This window comes from Azospirillum fermentarium (assembly GCF_025961205.1).
GTDB classification, from domain to species: domain Bacteria; phylum Pseudomonadota; class Alphaproteobacteria; order Azospirillales; family Azospirillaceae; genus Azospirillum; species Azospirillum fermentarium.
Window position 1 is genome coordinate 771,733 of sequence record NZ_JAOQNH010000003.1, and the last position, 21,647, is coordinate 793,379.

9 protein-coding genes are annotated in these 21,647 nt (G+C 72.5%); all 9 read right to left on the reverse strand.

The features are described from left to right. Nucleotides 1-59: 59 nt before the first annotated feature. The 9 genes from M2352_RS23630 to M2352_RS23670 are packed head-to-tail and all read right to left on the reverse strand — an operon-like array spanning nucleotide 60 to nucleotide 21,637. Nucleotides 60-554, reverse strand: coding sequence for a tetratricopeptide repeat protein (locus M2352_RS23630; RefSeq protein ID WP_264666984.1), 495 nt, complete (start codon nucleotides 552-554; stop codon nucleotides 60-62). Next, nucleotides 551-1,348, reverse strand: a complete 798-nt coding sequence (locus M2352_RS23635) for a thioesterase II family protein (protein ID WP_264666985.1) — start codon at nucleotides 1,346-1,348, stop codon at nucleotides 551-553. Before M2352_RS23635 ends, M2352_RS23630 begins: the two co-directional genes overlap by 4 nt. Continuing rightward, entirely contained in the window at nucleotides 1,345-3,153 is a 1,809-nt protein-coding gene (locus M2352_RS23640) for a fatty acyl-AMP ligase (RefSeq protein WP_264666986.1), read from the reverse strand. Before M2352_RS23640 ends, M2352_RS23635 begins: the two co-directional genes overlap by 4 nt. A gap of 32 nt (nucleotides 3,154-3,185) precedes the next feature. Next, complete coding sequence (locus M2352_RS23645; RefSeq protein WP_264666987.1) at nucleotides 3,186-3,464, reverse strand: acyl carrier protein; 279 nt, start codon at nucleotides 3,462-3,464, stop codon at nucleotides 3,186-3,188. Further along, entirely contained in the window at nucleotides 3,461-5,389 is a 1,929-nt protein-coding gene (locus tag M2352_RS23650; RefSeq protein WP_264666988.1) for an acyltransferase domain-containing protein, read from the reverse strand. The genes M2352_RS23645 and M2352_RS23650 overlap by 4 nt, the downstream gene beginning before the upstream one ends. After that, entirely contained in the window at nucleotides 5,386-8,355 is a 2,970-nt protein-coding gene (locus M2352_RS23655) for a polyketide synthase (RefSeq protein WP_264666989.1), read from the reverse strand. The genes M2352_RS23650 and M2352_RS23655 overlap by 4 nt, the downstream gene beginning before the upstream one ends. A gap of 34 nt (nucleotides 8,356-8,389) precedes the next feature. Then, a complete protein-coding gene (locus tag M2352_RS23660) occupies nucleotides 8,390-13,396 on the reverse strand; it encodes an alpha/beta fold hydrolase (protein ID WP_264666990.1) in 5,007 nt (1,668 codons plus the stop codon). A gap of 51 nt (nucleotides 13,397-13,447) precedes the next feature. Further along, a complete protein-coding gene (locus M2352_RS23665; RefSeq protein WP_264666991.1) occupies nucleotides 13,448-14,767 on the reverse strand; it encodes a flavin-containing monooxygenase in 1,320 nt (439 codons plus the stop codon). Between the two features lie 42 nt (nucleotides 14,768-14,809). Then, complete coding sequence (locus tag M2352_RS23670) at nucleotides 14,810-21,637, reverse strand: SDR family NAD(P)-dependent oxidoreductase (protein ID WP_264666992.1); 6,828 nt, start codon at nucleotides 21,635-21,637, stop codon at nucleotides 14,810-14,812. Nucleotides 21,638-21,647: the final 10 nt, after the last annotated feature.

A 21,647-nucleotide genomic window follows, 5' to 3' on the forward strand; every position in this document is an offset into this window, starting at 1 on the left:
AGAGCGATTCGCAATCGCGCGTGTTGATCCGCGCCGCCGGGCGGATCGGACAGCCCCCGTCAGTTGGCGGGGGCGCCCAGCCGGTCCAGGTACGCCTGGGCGTCCGGCAGCCCCTCCGCCGCCGCACGGCGCAGCCAGCGCAGCCCGGCCTCGGTGTCCTTGGCCACGCCATGGCCTTCGTACAGCGCCACGCCGTAGTGGTAGCGGGCCAGGACGGAGTAGCCGGCCTCGTCGTTCTGTTCCGCCCCGCGCCGCATCAGGTCGGTGGCGGCCTGCGGATCCTTGGGCACGCCAAGGCCGGATTCATACAGCTCCGACAGCCAGATCATGGAATAGACGTCGTTCCAGCGGCGGATGCAGTCCTCGAAGATCCGCACCGCCGAGGCATGGTCGCCCGTCTTCGACGCGGCATAGCCGTACAGGCATTTGAACCGCTTGTCGGAGTCGATGTGCATTTCATAGCTGAGATCGCTGGTGCTCCGCCCGCCGTCCTGGGCCGGGGCGGCCCCCGGCCAGACGGCGAGCAGACCCCACAGGGGCAGAATCCATTTCATGCCATGTTCCTTCCGTTCGCCATTTCCCGGGCAGCGTCGAACACGATGGCCGGTTCGTCCAGCAAGGAGAAGTGCCCGCCCGGCACCATGCGCAGCCGGAACGCCCCCTGCGTCGCCGTGCCCCACGCCACCAGCGCCTCCAGCGGCACGCGGCCGTCCGCGCTGGCCCCGATGGTCAGGACGGGCATGTCCAGCGGCTGACCCAAGACATGGGCGTACCCGTACAAAAGCCCCAGATCGGCCCGCAGGATCGGCAGCGCCATCGCCATGAACGCCGGGTTGTCCAGAATCGCCGCCGGCGTCCCGTCCAGATGGCGCAGGTAATCGCACAGCGCCTCGTCCGACAGCTCCGGCAGGCCGCTGGACACCGGGTGCCAGCCGGGGGCATGGCGGGCCGATACGATCAGCCCCTGGGGCTGCGGTCCGCCATCGGCCCGCAGCCGGCGCACCGTCTCATAGGCCAGCAGCGCCCCCATGCTGTGGCCGAAGAACACCCACCGCTTGTCCGGCATCGCCGCGGCCAGAGCGGCGAAGGACCGGGCCAGGGCCATCGCCGCGGACGCCAGCGACGGCACGAACCCTTCGCGCAGGCGCCGGCCCCGGCCCGGCAGCTCCGCGGCGATCAGCGCGCAGCCGGCGGCACGGGCGGCACCGCGCCAGCGGAAGAAGCTCTGGGCGCTGCCCCCTGCGAAGTGGAAGCAGACCACCCCCACCGGCGGCGGCCCGCCGTCGCCGATCACCACGAAATCCGCCCCCCGGCCCGCCGCCGCGATGTCCGCCGTCACCGCCGTCACGGTGCGATGACCTCCAGCGTGCCGCTGATGACCTCCAGCGTGCCGCTCAGGTAGAGCTGCCGCATCAGGCTGCGCTGGATCTTGCCGCTGGTGGTCTTGCGCATGGCGGTCGGCGGCACGAACAGGATGCGGCCGATGGCGATGCCGTGCTCTTCGGCGACAGACGCGCGGATGGCCGCCTGGAACCGCTTGCCGTCGTCGGCCAGCCGGCGCTTGATGCTGCGGTCAACCTCGATGGCGGCGACGATCTCCTGCCGCTGGCCGTTGCCGCCGGGGCCGGCGGTATCGTGGCTGAACACCGCACAGCTTTGGGGCCGCGTGCCCTCGCACGCCTCCAGGATCGAGTATTCGATATCCTCGGGGTGCAGGTTGCGCCCGTCACAGATGATGACGTCCTTCAGCCGCCCGCCGATGTAGAGCTGGCGGTCCTCCGGCCCGAGGAAACCCAGGTCGCCGGTGCGCAGGAAACCCTTGCCCGGCCGGCCGTCCAGCCGGGCGCGGAAGGTCTTTTCCGTCGCCTCGGGGTTGCGCCAATAGCCGGCGGCGACCGAGGGGCCGGACAGGCAGATCTCCCCCACCTCCCCCGGACCGCAGGGGCGGCCGGTGACGGGATCGGCGATGACCACCTCCACCTCCCACGACGGCTCGCCGCAGCCGGCCAGGGCGCGGGCCCCCTCGGGCGTGGCGGGGGGCTCGATACGGCGGTCGGCCTCCATCCGGCGGACATCCACGGTGGTGATGCGGGTGGGCCGCCGCACCGGCCCGCCCGACACGAACAGGGTCGCCTCGGCCAGCCCGTAGCACGGCAGGAAGCTGTCGGAACGGAAGCCGTGCTTTTCGTGCAGGGCGGCGAAACGGGCCAGCGTGGCCGGACGCACCACGTCGGCACCGTTGAGCGCCACGGTCCAGCACGACAGATCGAGAGCGGCCAGCCTCTCTTCCGAATAGCGTTCCACCGCCAGGGCATAGGCGAAGTTGGGGCCGCCGGCCAGCGTGGCGCGGTAGCGGGAGATGGCCTCCAGCCACAGGGCCGGGCGGCGGACGAAGGTGTTGGGCGCCATCAGCACCGACCGGTTGCCCAGAACCACGGGCAGAAGCTGCCCGAGGATCAGGCCCATGTCGTGATGGTGCGGCTGCCAGAACACCATGTCGGTGGTGTGGTCCAGCTCCCACGAATCCCGCATCATGCGCAGGTTGGCCGTCAGGTTGCCGTGGGTGACCATCACCCCCTTGGGCGCGGACGTGGAACCGGAGGTGTATTGCAGGAAGGCGACCGCCCCCGGATCGGCGGCGGGGACGAGGGCATCGTCCGCCGGGCCGCCATCCGCGGGGGGAAGGGTGTCGGCCCCCACCCACGCCAGCGTTTCCGCCCCGGTCCCGGTGAAGCAGTCGGCCAGCCCGCCGATCTGCCCGGCGGGGGCCAGCGCCACGCCGGCACCGGAATCGGCGATGATGCCGGCGCAGCGTTCCACCCGGCGGCGGGTCGGCAGATTGACCGGCACCGCGATGCGCCCGGCCATCAGGCAGCCCAGAAAGGCGACGATGAAATCCAGCCCCTGGGGAAAGAACAGCATGATCCGGTCGCCGGCCGCGGTGATGCGCTCCAGGTGATCGGCCACGCCGCGGGCCCGCCGCCACGCATCGCGGTAGGTCAGGTGCCCGGCCTCGGCCCCATCGTCGTCCAAAAAGGTGAAGAGGATCCTGTCCGGGTGCAGCCGCGCCCGGAGGGCGAGCGCGTCGGGAACGGCCAGGGTTCCCATGGCGGACAGAAGCTCGTTCGGCGTCATCTGCGTTTTCTGAAACATGCGCGGTTTCCCATAGGGCCGGCGGGCGCCGTTCAGGCGGCGTGCCCGGCGACGGCGTGGGCCAGTTCGTCGATGGTCGGGTGTTCGAAGATCAGCGTCGGCGACAGGGTGAGGGTGAACGCGTCCTCCAGCACGCCGATCAGCGTGACCGCCGCGGTGGAGGTCAGGCCATAGGCGCCCAGGTTGACATCGCCCTCGATGTCGTCGGGCGGCAGCCCGGTGGTGTCGGCGATGAAGCCGGCGATGCGGCGGGCGATAGCGTCGGGGGTGGGGGCGTCGGGGATGGGGGCGTCGGGGATGGGGGCGGTCATGATGCCGTCCTTTCTGTGGCAGGGTCGGGGGGCCGCGGTGGGCATAGGAATTCCGCCAGCGTCAGGGCGGCAAAGCCGGACGGCCACCCCGCCCCGCGCCGCCGGCGGTTGAAGGGCACCAGCGTCCCGTCGCAGGGGATCAGCCGGGGACGAAGGTCGCGGACCGCCGCGGCGCGCAGCCAGCCGCGCACCGCGTCCGGTCCCGCATCGGGGGCGCCGGACAGGCCGGCGGCCTGCAGCTCCTCATCGGTGATGCCGTCCTGAAGGTAGAGGCGCTGCAGCACCGCCGCACGCCGGGCAACGCCGTCTTCCGCAAACGCCAGCGATGCGGTTGCGAAGGCCGGGTGGCGCCAGTCGGGCACCAGCCGCACATCGGCGGCGTCCGCCGCCCGCAGGGCATCGCGCAGGGGGGCATCCAGCGCCGCTTCGTCCGCCGTCAGGAACACCCCGCCGGCCATCACGAAATCGGCGCCCAGCGCCAGCAGGCCCCACACCGATTCCGGGGTGCCGCCGATGTCGCTCACCCCGACGAAGGGGGCCGCCGGTCCCAGCGCGTCCCGCCGGGCCAGCGCCGCGCGCAGCAGGTCGAACGGCGCCCCGCCGCCGCCCGGCATCCGCCAGGGGTGCAGATCGACGCACAGCGCGTCCACTGCCCTCTCCCCGTCCGGCGGACCGGCGAAGGCCGCCAGGGCATCGGCATCCTGGACACGGGCGATGATGCGGTTTCCCGCCTCGCGGCGGTACCGGCGCAAGGCCGGCGACGGTTCGGCGTAGCCGCGCGCCTCCACGCACCGGACGGCGTGGCGGTGCGCCAGATCCACCAGCCGCCCGTCGGCGTCCGGGTTCTCCGGGTCGGCGGTGATGGACAGGCCGAAGCGGCCCCGCACCTGGGGATCGGCGCCCAGCCCGGCCAGCGCCGCCTCCACGGCCGCCGTCTCCAGCCCCTCGGTGTCGAGCATGGACAGGACGCCGCCGCGCGCCAGGGCCGACACCAGCGCCGGGCCGGCGATGCCGCCGCCCAGCGATCCCGCCACCAGCGGCCCGCTGCACCCGAACGCTCGTGCGAAGCCCGCCGCCACCGGGGTTGCCTGTGCCCGGATGGCCGCGATCATGGGGGTGAGGATGGGGACCGTGCCGATTTCCTCGAACCGCTCCACCCCGGCCGCCAACAGGTATTCGACGCTGCGCATCCACAGGACCGGGCTGGCGACATGGCGCGACAGGGTGTCGGCGAAACACGCCGGATCATGGGGCCGGGCCGTCAGGTTGGCGATGACCGGGATGGCCGGGGTGCGGAACGTGACGGTGCCGAGAAAGTCCCGGAACCGCTCCCGCGCCGCCGCCATCGCCCCCGTGTGAAAGGCGCCGCTGACCCGCAGGGGGACGGCCCGGTGTCCCCGCTCGCCGCACAGGGCGGTGAAGGTGCGGACCGCCTCGTCGGGGCCGCCGACCACCACCTGCGTGGGGCTGTTGATGTTGGCGATCTCGATCCCGGCGATGCCGCAGCCGGCCACCAGCCGTTCCACGGCATCGGGATCGAGCCCGACCACCGCGGCCAGCCGCCCGCCGTCGGCCTCCGCCATCACCTCCGCGCGCTTCTGGACGAGGCGCAGCCCGGTGGCGAAATCGACCGCCCCCGCCGCTTCCAGCGCCGCGTATTCGCCGACGCTGTGCCCGGCGAGGAAGTGCGGGGCCGGACCCGCCCCGAACCGGGCGCGGTAGTCCAGGCACGACACCACATAGATGGCCGGCTGGGTGAATGCGGTGCGGTTCAGCACACCGTCGGGATCGGTCAGGCACAGGGTGGCGATGGAATAGCCCAGCACCGCGTCGGCCTCCCGCACCAGATCGGGGAAACGCTCGAACAGGCCCGCTCCCATGCCGCGGCGCTGGCTGCCCTGACCGGGGAAGACAATGGCCCTCATTCCGCTGCCCCCGCCTGAAGCGCCGGTTCCGCCGTCACGGCATCCGCCGCCATCGGAACCGGGCGTATCATGATGCCCTCCAGCGCCAGGGCCGGCGCCCCACCCGCTCCCCAGACATGGACGGACGCCGGGCCGGTACCCCCGCACCGCACCACGATGCGGGCCGGGCGGTGCGCCGCCACCGGATCGAAGGCGGCGGATGCGATGCGCCACGGCAGCCGCAACGCCCCGCCGTCCCCGGGGGACGAATGCCCGTGAAGGGCGTGCATGCCCAAAACCGCGGTGGCGAGCACCGCCGTCCACAGCGCCCCCTCCCCCGCCGGCCAGCCGGCGTCCGGCAGGCGCGCGGCCAGGAGCCCCGGCCCGCGTTCGAACCGTTCGGCACAGCGGAAGGGCCGGGCCAGATTGAGACCGCCCTCGGCCAGGGCGCCATAGACCGCATCCGCATCCACCGTTTCCAGCGGCGGCACGGGCGGCCCCGCGGTGGCGGGAAAGAGCGCCCCCACACGGGCCTGGAGCAGCACCCGCGGAACGCCGGCACCGGCCAGACCCTGCACCTCCAGCGCACCGCGGGCCAGGACGGTGCGGTGGGCGGTGACCTCGGCCGGGGGGCCGAAGGCCAGACCGGTCAGGCTGCGCCGCTGCTCCAGCGCCACGGCCAGGGCCGTCAGCGAGGACGGCGGGCGCACGGGCGACCACGCCCACGCCTCCCGCCACGAGCCGATCAGCCCATCCGCGGGAAGGGACGATACCGCCGGGGCCGGAACCGCCGGGACGGTGGGAGCGGCGGCGGTTCCCGGCTCGTACCACACCCGGTCCAGACGGAACGGACAGGCGGGCAGCGGCAACCGTGCCGGTGCGGTTTCGGCGGGGCCGTACAGGGCGGACCAATCCAGCGCCGCCCCCTTGGTTGCGCACCAATGCCGGCCCCACGCCAGCAGGGCCGCGTCATCGGGCCATGCGTCCGCCGCCGCGGGGGGCGTTGTGGACGAGGGACCGCCGCGGCGCGCCGAACCGCGGACCCACGCCGGGTCCGCCGCCACCGGGTCGGCCAGATAGCGGGTGAGCACGTCCAGCAGCCCGCGGCACCCGCGCGCCACCACCGCCAGCCGTTCCGGCAGGGCGTCGCGGCCCTCCATCAGGCTGCGGGCGATGCGGGCCGGGGTCACCGCCCCCATCAGGGCCGGGGCCAGCGCCGTCCGGCTGCACAGGTGGTCACCGCCGTCCACCACAGCCGGGGCCGGCGTGCCCAGCCGCTGCGCCACCTCGTGCAGCGTCACGCAGTCGCGGACGTCGGCCAGCCCCACCGTCCGCCCCAGCGCGGCCCCGGCGGCCCGGAGTGCCAGGGCAAACCGGGCCGGCGTCAGACCCAGCCCCGCCAGCGGCACCCCATCCGCCCGCCGGGCATCGGACGGCGGCAGGCCCAGCGCGGCAACCAGCGTCTTCAGCAGCGCGGCGTCGGGCACGGCAACGGTTTCGGCTTCCGCCAGGAAGGCGGCAAGCTGGCGCACGCGGGCCGTCAGACCATCCCCGTCATGGGCCGACAGCACAAAGAGACAGGGGCGACCGTCCTCCGCCCCATCGCCGCTGCCTGCCGGGGGATCATAGGCCGAGGAATCATAGGCCGAGGAATCATAGGATTGCAGCACCACATGGGCGTTGACCCCGCCGAAGCCGAAGGAGCTGACGCCGGCGTACAGAGAACCGTCCTCCCCATCCCCGCCGCCAAGGGAAGCGGTGGCGCAGGGAATGGTGAACGGCGTGCCGTCCAGGCGGATGTGCGGGTTGAGCGCCCCGTGGTGCAGGTTTCCCGGCACCGCGCGGTGACGCAGGGCCAGCAGCGCCCGGATCACCGCCGCGATGCCGGCGGCGGCCTCCAGATGGCCGATGTGGGATTTCAGCGCGCCCAGCGCGATCGGACCGCCCCCGGCGCCGTCGTCCCCCAGCGCCGTCTTCAACCCGTTGATCTCGATGGGGTCGCCCAGGGGGGTGCCGGTGCCGTGGGTTTCGATCAGGGCGGCGCGGCGCAGCGGCACCCCGGCCTTGTCCCACGCAGCGCCCACCACCGCCGCCTGCGCCCGGACGTTGGGAGCGGTGAAGCTGTGGGCCCGCCCGCCATGATTCACGGCGCTGCCGCGGATCACGCCGTAGATGAAATCGCCGTCCCGCTCGGCGTCGGCCAGCGGGCGGAGCACGGCCGCCCCCACCCCTTCGCCGCGCACATAGCCGTCGGCCTGGGCGTCGAAGGTGCGGCAGCGGCCCGACCGGCTGAGCATCCCGGCCTTGGCGAAGGCGATGAACAGTTCCGGGGCCAGCAGCAGGTTGACGCCCCCGGCGATGGCCAGGGTGCATTCCCCGGCGTGGATCGCCTGCACCGCCCGGTGGATGGCCACCAGCGACCCCGAGCAGGCGGTGTCCACCGCCTCGCTCGGCCCGCGGAGATCGAACAGGAACGACACCCGGTTGGCGATGGCCGTCAACGCGATGCCGGTGCCGCGGTAGACGTCGAGCGGCACGCGGTCGCGGCGCATCAGGGCCGGGTAGTCGGTGTGCCCCACGCCCACGAACACCCCGGCCCGGTGTCCGGCCAGGGTTCCCGGCGGGTGGCCCGCGTCCTCCAGCGCCGCCCAGGCGGTCTGGAGGAACAGGCGCTGGGCCGGGTCCATGGTCTGCGCCTCCCGCGGGGTGATGCCGAAGGCGCGGTGGTCGAAGCGGTCGGCCAGCGGCATGAACCCGCCCTGGTTGGCGTAGGTCCGGTCATGGCCGTCCTCCGGTTCCCCGAACACATCCTCCCACCGCCAGCGGGCGGGGGGAACGGGGCCCACGGCGTCGCGGCCCTGCACCTGATGGTCCCAGAAACCGCGCAGGTCGGGCGCGGACGGAAACCGCCCGTGGATCCCGACGACGGCAACGGGTGCCGCCGCGGGAACGGCGGCGGAAGGATCGGTGGAAACCGGATGCGGCACGGCCCTGCCCCCTTTCTCTTGCGGACCAGCCGGGTCAGTCGGCGGCGGCCATGCGGGCCTCGTCCGCCGCGGCGGCGTCGAAGGCCGCCGCCCGCGGCTCGACCGGGCGGGCGAACCCCGCCGCCCTGGCGCGCCGGGCGCCCTGGCGCCGCTCCACATCCAGATCGTGCATGTAGGTCGGCCCGTGCATTTCGTAATTGTTGCGCAGGGTGGACAGGAACTCGCGCTCGATCACCTTGATCTCGCGGGCGATGTCGGCCCTCTGCTCGTCCGGCGGCGGCAGGCGGTAGGCGCCGCTGAAATAATCGGCCACCATGACCGCCTGCTTTTCCATCATGTCCAGGAAGCCCCAGGTCACGGCCTGGAACACACCGACGAAGGCCACGTTGGGCACGTCGGGCAGGAACACGCGCTTGTACAGCGGGATGCGGTTGTCCTCGACCGTCAGGAAACCGGGATCGAAGAAGGGGAAATCGGTGCGGTAGCCGGTGGAATAGATGATCTTGTCCACCTCCAGGCTGGTGCCGTCGGCAAGATGCACGGTCTTGCCGTCGATGCGCCGCACCTCGGGCACGATCTTCAGCTTGCCGTCGCCGATGCGGTTGGCGAAGTTCTCCGACAGAGTGGGCAGGCTGGACATCATCAGATGGTCGGGCTTGGGCATGCCCATCTGACGGTTCTTGGCGATCACCAGATTGTACAGGCCGGTAAACATCAGCCCGAACAGCGGGTGGGGCAGCATCTTCTTCACCCACCAGCTGTTCAGCTTCCACATCACCTTGTCCATGCGGACGCCGAACAGGTAATGGGGCAGCACATAGACGCCGCGCCGCAGGGACAGATAGGTCATGGACGCGTCGTGGCTGACGTCCACGGCAATCTGCGCGCCGCTGTTGCCCACCCCGACCACCATCACCCGCTGGTCGCGGTAGCCGTGGCGGTAGCGGTAGAACTTGGAATGGACCGCCTCTCCCTCGAACGAATCCCGGCCGGCGTAGGTGGGATAGTTGGGGGTGTTGTGATGCCCGTTCGCCACCACCACGGCGTCGTAGAGCCGGACCTCCCCGTCCGCCAGCGTGACGCGCCAGAGGCCGCTGGGCAACCGTTCGGCCCGTTCCACCGCGCGGTTCAGATGGATGCCGCCGCGCAGGCCGAAGTAATCGACGAAGCTTTCCAGATAGGCGTGCACCTGCTGGTGCGACGGGAAATCGGGGTAGCTGGCCGGCATGGGAAAGCCGGTGAACTGGTACAGCCCCCGCGGTGTGTTCATGTTCATGTTGTACCAGACCGAGGTGTGCTCCCCGGTCGTGTCGAAGGCCCAGATGCCGCCGATGCGGTCGCGCTTGTCGAAGCAGTCGAACGCGATTCCCTTTTCCTTCAGCGCGCGGGCGGTGACGAGACCGCCCACCCCGGCGCCGATGATGCAGACGCGCAGATCGCCCGAACGTTCCGCCGCGCCATGCCCCGCCGTGGAAGGACCGGCGGTGGAAAGGCGGATGGGGGCCGGCGCCCGGCCCGTCGTGGTGTCGTCCATGCTGTTCCCCTTGGGATGAGGTTTGATGAGTCCGGCCAGATAGCCGGCCATGCGTTCGTTGCCGCGCCGCCGGTTGTGGGCCGCGCAATCGCGCAGGATCCCGTCCACGCCCAGGGCCAGCGCCCGGCGCAGGGTGGCGATGATGATGTCCACCTCGTCCCGCGCAATGGTCAGCGGCGGCAGGAAGCGCAGACAGGTGTTGTGGATGGGGCACACCGCCACCGCGACACCGGCCTCCCGGTCACGCAGCATCGCGCCCCACAGCAGATAGCCGAAGCTGCGCTCCACGAACGGGTCGTGGCCGGTCAGGTCCAGCTCGATGGTCAGCAGCAGCCCCTCGCCGCGCACATCGCGGACCAGGGGGAAATCGCGCTTCACCGCCTCCAGCGCCTGCTTGAAGTAGCGCCCCGTCTCCCGCGCGCGGATCATCAGGCCGCCGTCCTCGATGGCGCGCAGGCTGTTCAGGGCGATGTGGGCGCAGAGCTGGTTGACGCCGCGGGCCTCCAGATCCGCCACGCGGGCGGGGTTGGTGCGGCGGGCGCGGTCCATGACGGCCCCGCCGGCCAGCACCACCCCCATGGGAACCAGGGAGTCGCACAGCGCCGTGCCCAGCGCCACCAGATCGGGCGACGGCACCAGCCCGCCGCTGTGCAGCAGATGGCCGGTGACCAGATTGGTCTGGGTTTCGTCCACCCCCACCAGATAGCCGCCGCGGGCGCGGTGGCGGTTGACGAGCGCGATCAGATGCCCGGGCAGCGGGCGGGAGGCGTTGGCGTCCACCTGGATGGTCTCGAACCAGACCATGGCCACGGTGCCGCTCAGCAGTTCCGCCTCCAGCCGTTCCGCGGCGTCCGGGGCGGCGGGGTCGATGAACACCGTGTGCCGGTGAACCGGCAGGAAGGGCTTGCGGAAGATGTCGAACACCGTGTCGAAGGACGAGGCCGCCGTCAGCAGCGTGAACCCCAGCCCGCCGGTGAAGCACAGCAGCCGGCGCCGTTCCGGTGCCGCCAGCAGGCCCAGCGTCAGCGCCGCTTCCACGGCGGTGACGTTGCTCGACGCCGGCACCGCATGGGGCAGGCCCGTGCGTTCGGCCAGGAACGCGGCCAGATCGCGCCAGTAATCACGGGTCCGGTCATGGGCGCCGGCCACCGTGCCGATGACGTCCGGCGGGTTCAGGCCGCGGGGGCAGGTGCCGACGTTGACGAAGCAGTCGATGATGTCCCGCGGCGCTTCCCCCTCCTCGCTCAGGCGCGAGCGCACCCCGTGCGCCCCATGGAACCGTGCATCGAACCCGTGCTGCCGCGCCACCCGCGCATAGCCCGGATTGCCGTAGCGCAGGTGGGCGCCATAGGCGGCTTCGGGGCTGTCCCCGATCCGCCGCAGCTCCTCCCGGTCCGCCGGGGACAGGCGGCCGTCCAGGTGGGCCAGCAGGTGATCCCGCGCCAGCGCCAGGGTGAAACCGAAGCTGGTCATCACATGGCGCACATAGCTTTCGTTGGGCGTCATCAGCCAGGGGTTGCCCGCGGCCTCGTGCACCAGACAGGCGGCCACCGGCACCTGCCCGCCCGACAGGGATTCCCCCACCACGATCACATCCGGGTGTTCGGCCAGGGCCGGGGCGATCCAGCCGGCGGCCCCCCGCACCGGATCGTTCCGGTCCACCAGGATGCCCAGCACCCCGGCAACGCGCGCCGCGGCCAGGAACCGTCCGGCATCGGCGGCGGAGCCGGCGGGCGGCACCACGAAGGCGGCGGCGGCAAGGGCGCCGGGACCGGCGGCGCGCACCAGCGTCTCGGCCTCCGCCGTGTCGGCCAGCACGCGGATTCCGGGAACCAGCGCGTCGTCCAGCCCCCGCCGCAGGGGGTCGGTGTAATCCCCCCAGCGTCCGCCGGGGTCGAGCACCACCACCGTGCCCGTCCCCGTGGGAAAGCGGTTGCGCGCCCGGTGGCGCGACAGGCGCAGGGCGGCGTCGAACGCCTCTTCCAGCCCGGTCAGGAAGAAGGTGGCATAGGTGGCGGGTTCGGCCTTGCCCGCGGTGAACAGCCGGTTGAGAAGCACCGCGGTCTGCGCCGCCGGGGCCGACAGGATGGCGCAATGCCCCTGTTCGCCCGTCCGCACGTAATCGGCCAGTGCCCGCAGGCTGGCGGCGTCGGCGGCCCGGAAGACCGCGGGCACCCCGGCCCCGTCCGCATCCCCCGCCCCGGCCAGAAAATCCAGCAGCAGGCGGTTGAAGGCATCGTGGTGGGTAAAGCCCAGCAGGTGGCCGGCGTCGGGAAACTCCACCAGCCGCGCGCCCGGCACGCGCTCCGCGATCAGACGCCCATAGGACGGGGGCATGTAGCGGTCCTCCCCGCCCGCGGCCACCAGCGTGGGCACGGCGATGCTCTCCAGCCGGGGCAGCAGGGCGATGCCTTCGATGACGCGCTGGTAGATGGGCAGGGACGGGATGCTCCAGCCGCGGTTGATCTCCATGAACCGCTCGCTGCGCTGCAATTCGCTCATCAGCGTGCGGAAATCGGTGGCACCGTCGGGAACCGGCGTGCTGACCGTCACCGCCAGGGCCGAGCAGCGCGCGGGATAGGCAAGGCAGAAAGCCTGCGCCAGCACCCCGCCGAAGGAATAGCCCACCACCGGCAGCGGCTGCGTCACCCCCAGCCCGTCGAGCACCAGCGCCACGTCACGGGCCAGGGTGTCGAGCGTCAGCCCGTCGTAGATCTCCGCCCCGCCGCAGCCGGGCATGTGGATCATGATCAGCCGGTGCCGCGCCCCCAGATCCCGAAGCTGGAGCCGCCACATCACGCTGTAGTGCATGACCAGCCCACCCAGCAGCAGGACCGGCGGCCCATCCCCGTACACCGCGCATTCCAGCGCCGCCCCGCCGCCGGGGCGCGGCAGGGTGACGATACGGGCCTGATCGACGGCCCCCTGCATGGAGGCCAGCAGATCCCGGCTGGGTTCGTAACGCTTGGGCGGCTCTTGCGCACTGGCCCGCCACAGCGCCTCCAGATCGTCCATTCCGCCGTCGGGCGGCGGGGAAGCCGCCGGGACCGGAACCGGAGCCGCGGGCATGGACGCCGGCACGGACGGCGCGGCCGCCGCCGGGGCGCCGGCATAGACCGCCCGCAGCTCGGGTTCGTGGTTGGCGGCCAGCCAGCCGACGAACCGCCGCAGATCCTGGAACTCGAAGAACACCGTCGGCGGCACGGTGATGCCGTAGCGTTCGGTGAACAGGTTGCCGATCTCGGTGGAGGCGATGGAATCCAGCCCGTAATCCATCATCGGGCGGGTGGGCGAGAAATCCGCCGCGTCGATCTTCAGCACCGACAGCACCAGCGCCTGCAGATCCTCCTCCAGCCGCACGGCCAGGGATGCCCCCTCCGCCCCGCCGGGAACGGGAACGGGAGCGGGAGCGGAGACGGGAGGCGGTGCGTCCGCGCGGTCGAGCAGGAGAAGCGCGTCCTCGGCGCTGATCGACGGGCCGAAAGCCGGAAGAAGGGCGAGATTCATCGGTGGGCGCTCCCGGAAGACATGAGGCGGGCGGTGGTGCGGACGGCCGGGTCAGGCGGGGACGAGTTCCGGCAGCCCCTCGCCCAGCTTGGCGGTGGTAAAGTTCAGGGCCTTGATGAACTTCCACAGATCGACCTCGAACTGGTGGCGGGCGGTGGTCATGAACCGCTGCTGGCCCAGATCCACCAGCGACGGCTGCCGCTTCATCTGCTGGAAGGTGTCCCACGCGGGCGTGCGGTGGCGGCGGGCGCGGGCGTAGGTGGCGGCGAACCGCCCCATCATGTTGGCCAGATTGCCGATGCCCGAGGGGGTGTTGAGATAGCCGACGAACAGCAAATCGTCGCACGCCTGCGGCACCATGCGCAGGAACAGCGACCCGAATTCCCGCCGCCAGTCGAACGCGTCCGGCATCAGGAACGGCAGGTCGATGTCGTAACCGGTGGCCCACACCACCACGTCCACCGCTTCCGCCGAACCGTCGGTGAAATGGACGGTGCCGCCGTCGAACCGCTCCACATCGGGTTTCGGCGTCACGTCGCCGTGGCCGATGTAATAGAGGATCTGCGAATTCATGATCGGGTGGCATTCATGAATCGCGTGATCGGGTTCCGGCAGCCCGTAATCGGGGCCGCTGTAGCCCGCCAGCTTGAAGGTGCGCTGGACGTGCGCCCAGTATTGATCGGGGTCGGGGAACTTCGGCGCCTGCTCCATCAGCCATTCCTGGGTCGGACGGCCGTCGATGAATTTCGGCATGTAGTAGTAGCCGCGCCGGGTGGAGTGGAAGGCGCGGCCCGCCGCCTGCGCCGCGTCCACCGCGATGTCGCAGCCGGAATTGCCCCCGCCCACCACCAGAACGCTCTTGCCGCGGAAGAGGTCGGCGGACTTGTAGTCGGCGGCGTGCAGCATCCGGCCGCTGAAGCTGCCCCGGTAGGCCGGGATCAGCGGGCGCCGCAGCAGGCCGTTGCACACCACCACCAGGCCGTATTCCGCCTCCCCCCCGTCCTGGAACCGCAGGGTCCAGCCGCCGGGGCTGCGGTGCATGCCGGCCACCGCCGTGTTGAAGCGGGTCTTGCGGTCCAGCCCATGGGCCGCGGCCAGCCGCTCCAGGTAATCGAAGACCAGCGTGTGGCGGGGATAGTCGGGATAGTCCCGCGGCATGGGGAAATCGGCAAACTGGGTGTTGCGCCGCGAGCTGATGAGGTGGACGGAGTCGTACATCTTCGACGCCGGGCCGTCGGGCTGCCAGTTGCCGCCGAACCGGGCGGTGGCCTCGATGATCTCGAAATCCTCGATGCCGGCCTGCCGCAGGGCCTTGCCCACGCCGATGCCGCTGGCGCCCGCGCCGATGATGGCGATGCTCGTGCTGTGCATGATCGTCTTCAACCTCGTGAAAGTCCGGTGGTGGGGGCGGCCTCAGACCATCGCCCGCAACAGCGAGCGGGCCTCCTCCCGCGTGATTTCCTGGCGCGCGACACGCTTCAGAACGTCTTCCGGCGTCAGTGGGGGCGGCGTCAGTGGGGGCGGCGTCAGTGGGGGCGGCGTCAGTGGGGGCGGCGTAACGGTGGCCGGCGGCGGCGCGGAAGGCGCCGGGAGAGCCGGCGGATCGCCGATCCAGCAGCGCCGCCGCAAGAACGCGTATCCGGGCAGCGGCACCTTGCGCCACGATGCGTCCACCGGCGGCGGCGGTCCGCCACCGGCCCAGCGCCGGGCCAGCGCGTCCGGCGCCGTGCCGTTCTCATCCGGCGGCAGGCCGTCCGCCCGCCCGCGGAACACACCCGCGGCGGCCAGGGCACCGGGCGTGGCGGCGGGGTCCAGGAACAGGACGAGCGCCGCGCGCAGGGCGGTGAAGCCGCCGGCCACCACGGCCAGCCGCTCTTCGAAATGCTGGCGCCCGGCGGTCAGGGTCGCCGCCACCTCGCCGGGGGCGAAGCCGCGCCGCCCCAGACGGCCCGGCAGGTCCGCCGGGGTTTCGGCCCCGGCACGGTCAAGGAAATCCACGAAACGCCGCACCATGGCCGCAAGCTGTTCCGGTCCGCGGGCGGAGAAGGGGAACACCCACGGCCCCTCCCCCGCCGGCCCCGGGGGCGGCGGTGCGGGAACATGCTCCTCGACGATCAGATGGGCGTTGGAGCCCCCGGCGCCGAAGGAGCTGACAGCGGCCAGCCGCGGCAGGGGGTGCCCGCCGTCATCCACGGGCGCCGGCCAGACGGCGCGGTCCCGCTGCACGAAAAACGGCGTGGCGGCAAAGTCGATGTTGCGGTTGGGCGGATCGGCGTGCAGCGACGGTGCCAGCGTGCCGTGCTCCATCTGCAAGAGCACCTTGGTCAGGGCCGCCATGCCGGCGGCGGATTCCAGATGGCCGATGTTGGCCTTGACCGATCCCACCGGGCAGCGCCGGCCCGGCGGCAGGTGGGCGGCCAGCGCCTTGGTCAGGCCGCGGATCTCGATGGGATCGCCCAGGCTGGTGCCGGTGCCGTGCGCCTCCACATAGCCGAGCTGGGCATAGGGGGCGCCCGCCCGCTGGAAGGCGCGGCGGATCACGTCGGCCTGCGCGTCGGCGTTGGGAACGGTGAAACCGGATGTGCGGGCGCCGTGGCCGATGTCGCTGCCGCGGATCACCCCGCGGATGTGGTCGCCGTCGCGCAGCGCGTCGTCCAGCGGGCGCAGCAGCACCGCCCCCACCCCTTCGCCCGGCACATACCCGTCGCCGCCGTCGCCGAAGCTGCGGCACTTCCCTTCGGTGGAGGCGAAGGTCAGGTCGGACAGCATGCGGTACTTGTAGGGATGGACCGACAGGTTCACCCCCCCGGCGATGACCATGTCGCATCCGCCGCCGCGCAGCAGGTCGCAGGCCAGATGGATGCTGGTCAGCGACGACGAGCACATGCTGTCCACCGCGAACGACGGCCCGTCGAGATCCAGGCAGAACGACACCCGGTTGGCGATGGATGCGTAGGACGAGTTGGTCAGCACCCGCGGCCGCTCCACCCCCGCGGCGGCGCCATAGAACTGGTATTCACCGTACATTACCCCGGCGATCACGCCGACGCGGCGGCGGAGAGCCGCCCCGCCGCGGGCGCCCGACAGGGTTTCGGGGCTGTAGCCGGCATCCTCCACCGCGTGCCACGCCGCCTGCAGGAACAGCCGCTCCTGCGGGTCCATGCGTTCGGCATCGCGGGGGGAGATGCCGAAGAACAGCGGGTCGAATTTGTCCACGTCGGACAGGAAGCCGCCCCAGCGGGCGTACAGGCCCTGGGCCGCCCCCTCCTCCACCGCCCAGCGTCCGGGGATTTCGGTCACAAGGTCGTGACCGGCGGCCAGATGGTCCCAAAAAGCGTCCAGGCCGTCGGCCCCCGGATAACGCCCGGCAAGCCCGACGATGGCAATATCGCCGGCCCGCGGTGCCGCGGGGGCGGCGGGGACCGCCGGACGGGGGACGGCTTCGGCCGGGGGCGCCGTGTCCGGACGGGACGGCGGCGGCACCTCCCCCGCGCACAGGCGGGCGGCGTCGGCGGCGTGCTCGTCCATCATCATCCGCGCCAGGGCGCGCAGGCTGCGGCTTTCGAACAGGGCGGTCTTGGGAAGGCGCGGGAAATGGGGGTCCAGCAGCGCGTTCAGCTCCATCACCAGGATGGAATCCAGGCCGAAGGCGTCCAGGGCCGCATCCGGGTCGATCCGGCCGGGCGGCGTTCCCGTCACCGCCGCAAGCTGGCGGGTGAGAAAGGCCAGAAGCACCGCTTCCGACGCCCCCTCCTCCTCCGCCCCGTCCGGCGGAGCGGACGCGGGCACGGTGGACACGGGCAGGGCGGGAACGGGGGATGACACCGGGGCAACCGCCCTCAGCAGCCGCGCCACCGCATCCCGCCGCCCCCGCACGGGAATCAGCAGCGGCCGGCCCGCGGCCAGCCCGGCGTGCAGCGCCGCCACGCCGTCGTCGGCGGGCAGCAGCGACAGGCCGTTGCGGGCCAGCCATTCGGTGACATGGGCGGGGGCCTGCATCCCGTCCTCCGTCCGCCACAGGGGCCAGGCGATGGACAGGGTGGCGCCGCGGCGGGCGCCCGTGCGCACCAACTCCTCCCGCCGTTCGGCGAAACGGTCGAGCCAGGCGTTGGCATAGGCATAGGCGCTCTGCCCCACGTTGCCGTACACCCCGGCCAGGGACGAGCACAGGACGAAGCGCTTCAGCGGATCCTTGCGCGTCAGCTCGTCCAGCCAGCGGGCCCCGCGGACCTTGGCGTTCAGCACCGCGTCCCAGTCCGCCGCCGTCTGCCGCGTGAAGAAGGCGTCGCGCAGCACGCCCGCGCAATGGATGATGCCGGTGACGGGGCCGAACCGTTCGCGCACCGATGCCAGCAAGGCTTCCGCCTGGGCGCGGTCGGCGCAGTCGGCCTGCCAGTAATGGGCCGTGGCGCCGTGACGGCCGAGGTCCGCCGCCACCTGTTCCGTTTCGGGACCGGCGGGGGAGCGCCCGGCCAGGGCGATGCGCACGCCGGGCACCCGCGCCAGTTCCGCGGCGAAACGGCGCCCGATGGCCCCCAGCCCGCCGGTCAGCACCACCACGTCCCCGGCGGCGAACGCCGGCTCGCCGGCGGAGGACGGCGGCGGGGACGCGATGAAGCGGGTGCGCCGGACCATGCGCGCCGCACCGGTGCGGCGCACGTCGGTCACCCCGTCCCGCGGGGCGCGGGCGGCCTCGTCCAGAATGGCCGGGGCATGGGGAAGGGCGCGGTCGAGCTGCAGCACGGTGCCGGTCACCGCCGGCACCTCCAGATTCAGGGAGCGCAGCAGGCCGGTGACGGCGGCGCCCGGCGGCGGCGGCGCATCGCCACCGTTCCACGGCAGCACGGCCAGCACATGGACCTGCGGGCCGCTGGTGTGGCGGCACAGGCTGCGCAGAACCTCGGCGCAGCGGGCAACGGCGTCCAGCTCCTCGTCGGGCGGGCCGGCGATGGTAAAGACGATGACGCCGGGCAACGCCTGCTGCGCGGCGAGCAGGCGCCAGAGCAGGGCCGGATGGTCCGGGCTGGCCGGATCCCATTCGACGGTATGACCGCCGTGCCATTCGAACCGGCTGCTTTCCTGCGCCCGCCAGACCGCGCCAGCCCCCGCCGCACGCAAGGCGCCGCACAGACCGTCATCCCCGCCGAACACCAGCATGGCCGGCGCCCCATGGGGCGCGGGACCGGCGGGCAACGCCTCGTCCACCCACACGGGTTCGAGCAGATGCAGGGTCTCGGCGCCGGCATCGCCACCGAAGCGGCGGAAGGTGAAATCCTCCATCTCCACCAGCGCGGCACCGTCGGGGCCGAAGAGGGTGATGTCGAAGGATTCCATCCCCGCCGGGGGCGACGGGCGGCGGCGCACATGGACGAAGGCCCGTTCCCCCAGCCCGCCGCCGCGCAGACGCACCGAGGCCGCGCTGTAGGGGACGAAGGCCGCCGGTTCCCCCGCCCGCAGCGATGCCGACGACAGGAAGGCGCTTTGCAACGCCCCGTCCAGCATGGCGGGATCGAGCGGGCCGAGCGCCCCGCCGGGCCGCCCCTCGGGCCGCCGCCGCAGTTCCACCACCGCCTGCTCGTCGCCCAGCCACGCCCGCTCCAGGCACTGGAAGCTGGGGCCGTAGCCGATGCCCAGCCGTTCGAACACCGCGTACCAGCGGCGGGCGTCGTCCGGCGTGGTGCAGCCGGCGCGCGCCGCGTCCAGGGACGGCGCGGCGGCAGGCGTCCAGGGCAGCGCCTGCCCGCGGAAATGCACCGTGCCGCCACCGTCGGACGTGGCCTCCAGCGCCAGACGGGATCCGCCGTCCCGCCGCACGGTGCAGGCGACGGCGCCCGTGGCCTCCCCCTCCTTGAGACGGAAGGGCTGGGCCCAGGTGAGGTTGCGGAACTCTACCGCCCCATCCAGGCCGCAGCGCGCCGCCACCGTCTGGACGTGATGAAGGTAGGCGGCGGCGGGCAGCACCGGGGCGCCCTTGATCCGGTGGTCGCGCAGGAAGAAATCATCCGCCGCCACGGGGAAGGGATGGCTTTCGGTCCCGGTATCGGTTCCGGCATCCACCCAATGACGGTCGCGGGCGAAGGGATAGAGCGGGGCGGCGGCGGGCCGCGGATCCCCCGTCCACAGCGCACGCCAGCCGATGGCGGCCCCGCGGACCCACGCGGCGGCAAGCGCCGGGGCCTGCGGTTGCGCCGGCACCGCGGCGCCCTGCCCCGCCCGGCCGCGGTGGATGGCCGCGGCACCGTCCGCGTCCGGGGCATCGCTCAGCGCGCGGGCCAGCAGCGCCGCCAGCGCCGTCCGGTCCGCCGCCGCCACCGCCAGCCGGTGATCGAAATGCCGGCGCCCGCATTGCAGCGTGAAGGCCAGCCGCGCCAGCCACGCCGGCCCGTCCCCGCCACCGTCCGCGGTTTCCACATGGCGGGCCAGCGCCGCCACGGCGTCGCGCAGAGCCTCGGGTGTGCGGGCGGAGACGGGGAAGACCAGCGGCCCCGCGGCGGCGGATGCGGCCCCGTCCGCCATGGCCTCTTCGACGATCACATGGGCGTTGGCCCCGCCGGCGCCGAACGAGCTGATCCCCGCCCGCAGCACCCCCGCCGCCGGTTCCGGCTGCCAGACGCTCAGCTCCTGGGGAATGAAGAACCGCGTCCCTTCCAGCCCCAGCGCCGGGTTGAGGGTGCGGGAATGGAGGGACGGCGCGATGCGCCGATGGCGCATCTGCAGCAGCACCTTGACCAGGGCGGCGATGCCGGCGGCGGATTCGAGATGACCGATGTTGGATTTGACCGAGCCGACGGCGCAGCGGTGGCCGGTGCCGGTGGTGCCCATGGCCTGTTTCAGCCCGTCGATCTCCACCGGGTCGCCCAGCATGGTCCCGGTTCCGTGGGCTTCCACATAGCCGATGCTGGACGGATCGACGCCGCAGCCGTCCAGCGCACGGGCGATCAGGCGCGCCTGCGCCCGCGGGCTGGGCACGGTGTAGCCGTTGGTGCGGCCCCCGTGGTTGACGGCGCTGCCGCGGATCACGCCCCAGATGCGGTCACCGTCGCGGCGGGCGGCATCCAGCGGTTTCAGCACCACCGCGCCGACGCCCTCGCCGGGGACGAACCCGTCGGCACCGTCGCCGAACGACCGGCAGCGGCCCGTGGAGGACAGCATCTGCTGCTGGCAGAGCTGCACGTATTTCGACGGGTGAAGGTACAGGTTGACCCCGCCCGCGACCGCCGCCCGGCATTCCCCGCGGGCCAGGCTCTCGCACGCCAGATGCAGCGCCACCAGCGACGACGAACAGGCGGTGTCCACCGCCAGGCTGGGGCCGCACAGGCCGAGCGCATAGGAAACGCGGTTGGCTACCGACCACGGCATGGCGGCCGGCACCCCGGTCCCCCCCGCCTGCCAGTGGCCGGGGCCGAGAAGGGCATAGCTGTTGGTGGTCACCCCGGCGAAGACCCCGACGTCGAGTCCGCCGTCGCCGTGCAGGCTCTCCGCCCGTTCGCCCAACAGGGCGGCATCCTCCATGGCGTGCCACGCGCACTCCAGGAACAGCCGCTCCTGCGGGTCGATCAGGGCGGCATCGCGCGGCGGAATGCCGAAGAACTGGGCGTCGAACAGGTCCGCCCCGTCCAGGAAGGCGCCCCATTTGGCGTAGCTGCGCCCGCTGGTCCGCGCGGGCGTGCCCGCTTCGAAGAAGCCGGCCAGGGGCCAGCGGACGGGCGGGATCTCCCCCACCAGATCGGCGCCGCGGGCCAGGGCCTGCCAGAAATCGTCCAGCGTCCGCACACCCGGCAGCCGCGCGCCCACACCGACGATCGCCACGCTGAACGGGCCGCCACCGCCGCCGGCATCGAGAAAGGGGAGATCGGGCCATTCATCATGGTCCATCCCCGCGCCATGGTTTTCCCCCTCGTCACGGGCCACTGCCACCGGAACCGTGGGCGGCGGGGCGAAAGCCGGCGGGACGGGGCCGGCGGCCAGCCGCAGCACCGCGTCGGGATGGGTGCGCAGCAGGTGGGCGCAAACATCCTCCACCGTCCGGCAATCGAACAGGAGCGTCTTGGGCAATCCGGGAAACAGCGTCTCGGCGTGGCGGTTGAAGGCGACCACCGCCAGCGAATCCAGCCCGGCCTCATCGAACGGCGTGCCCGGCCCCAGACGGCCGTCGTCCAGCCCGGTGATGCCGCGCAGCAGGCCGAGCAGGTGCGCGGCAAGAGCGTCGTGAACCCGCAAGTCCTCCGCATGGCCGGTCATGGGCGATCTC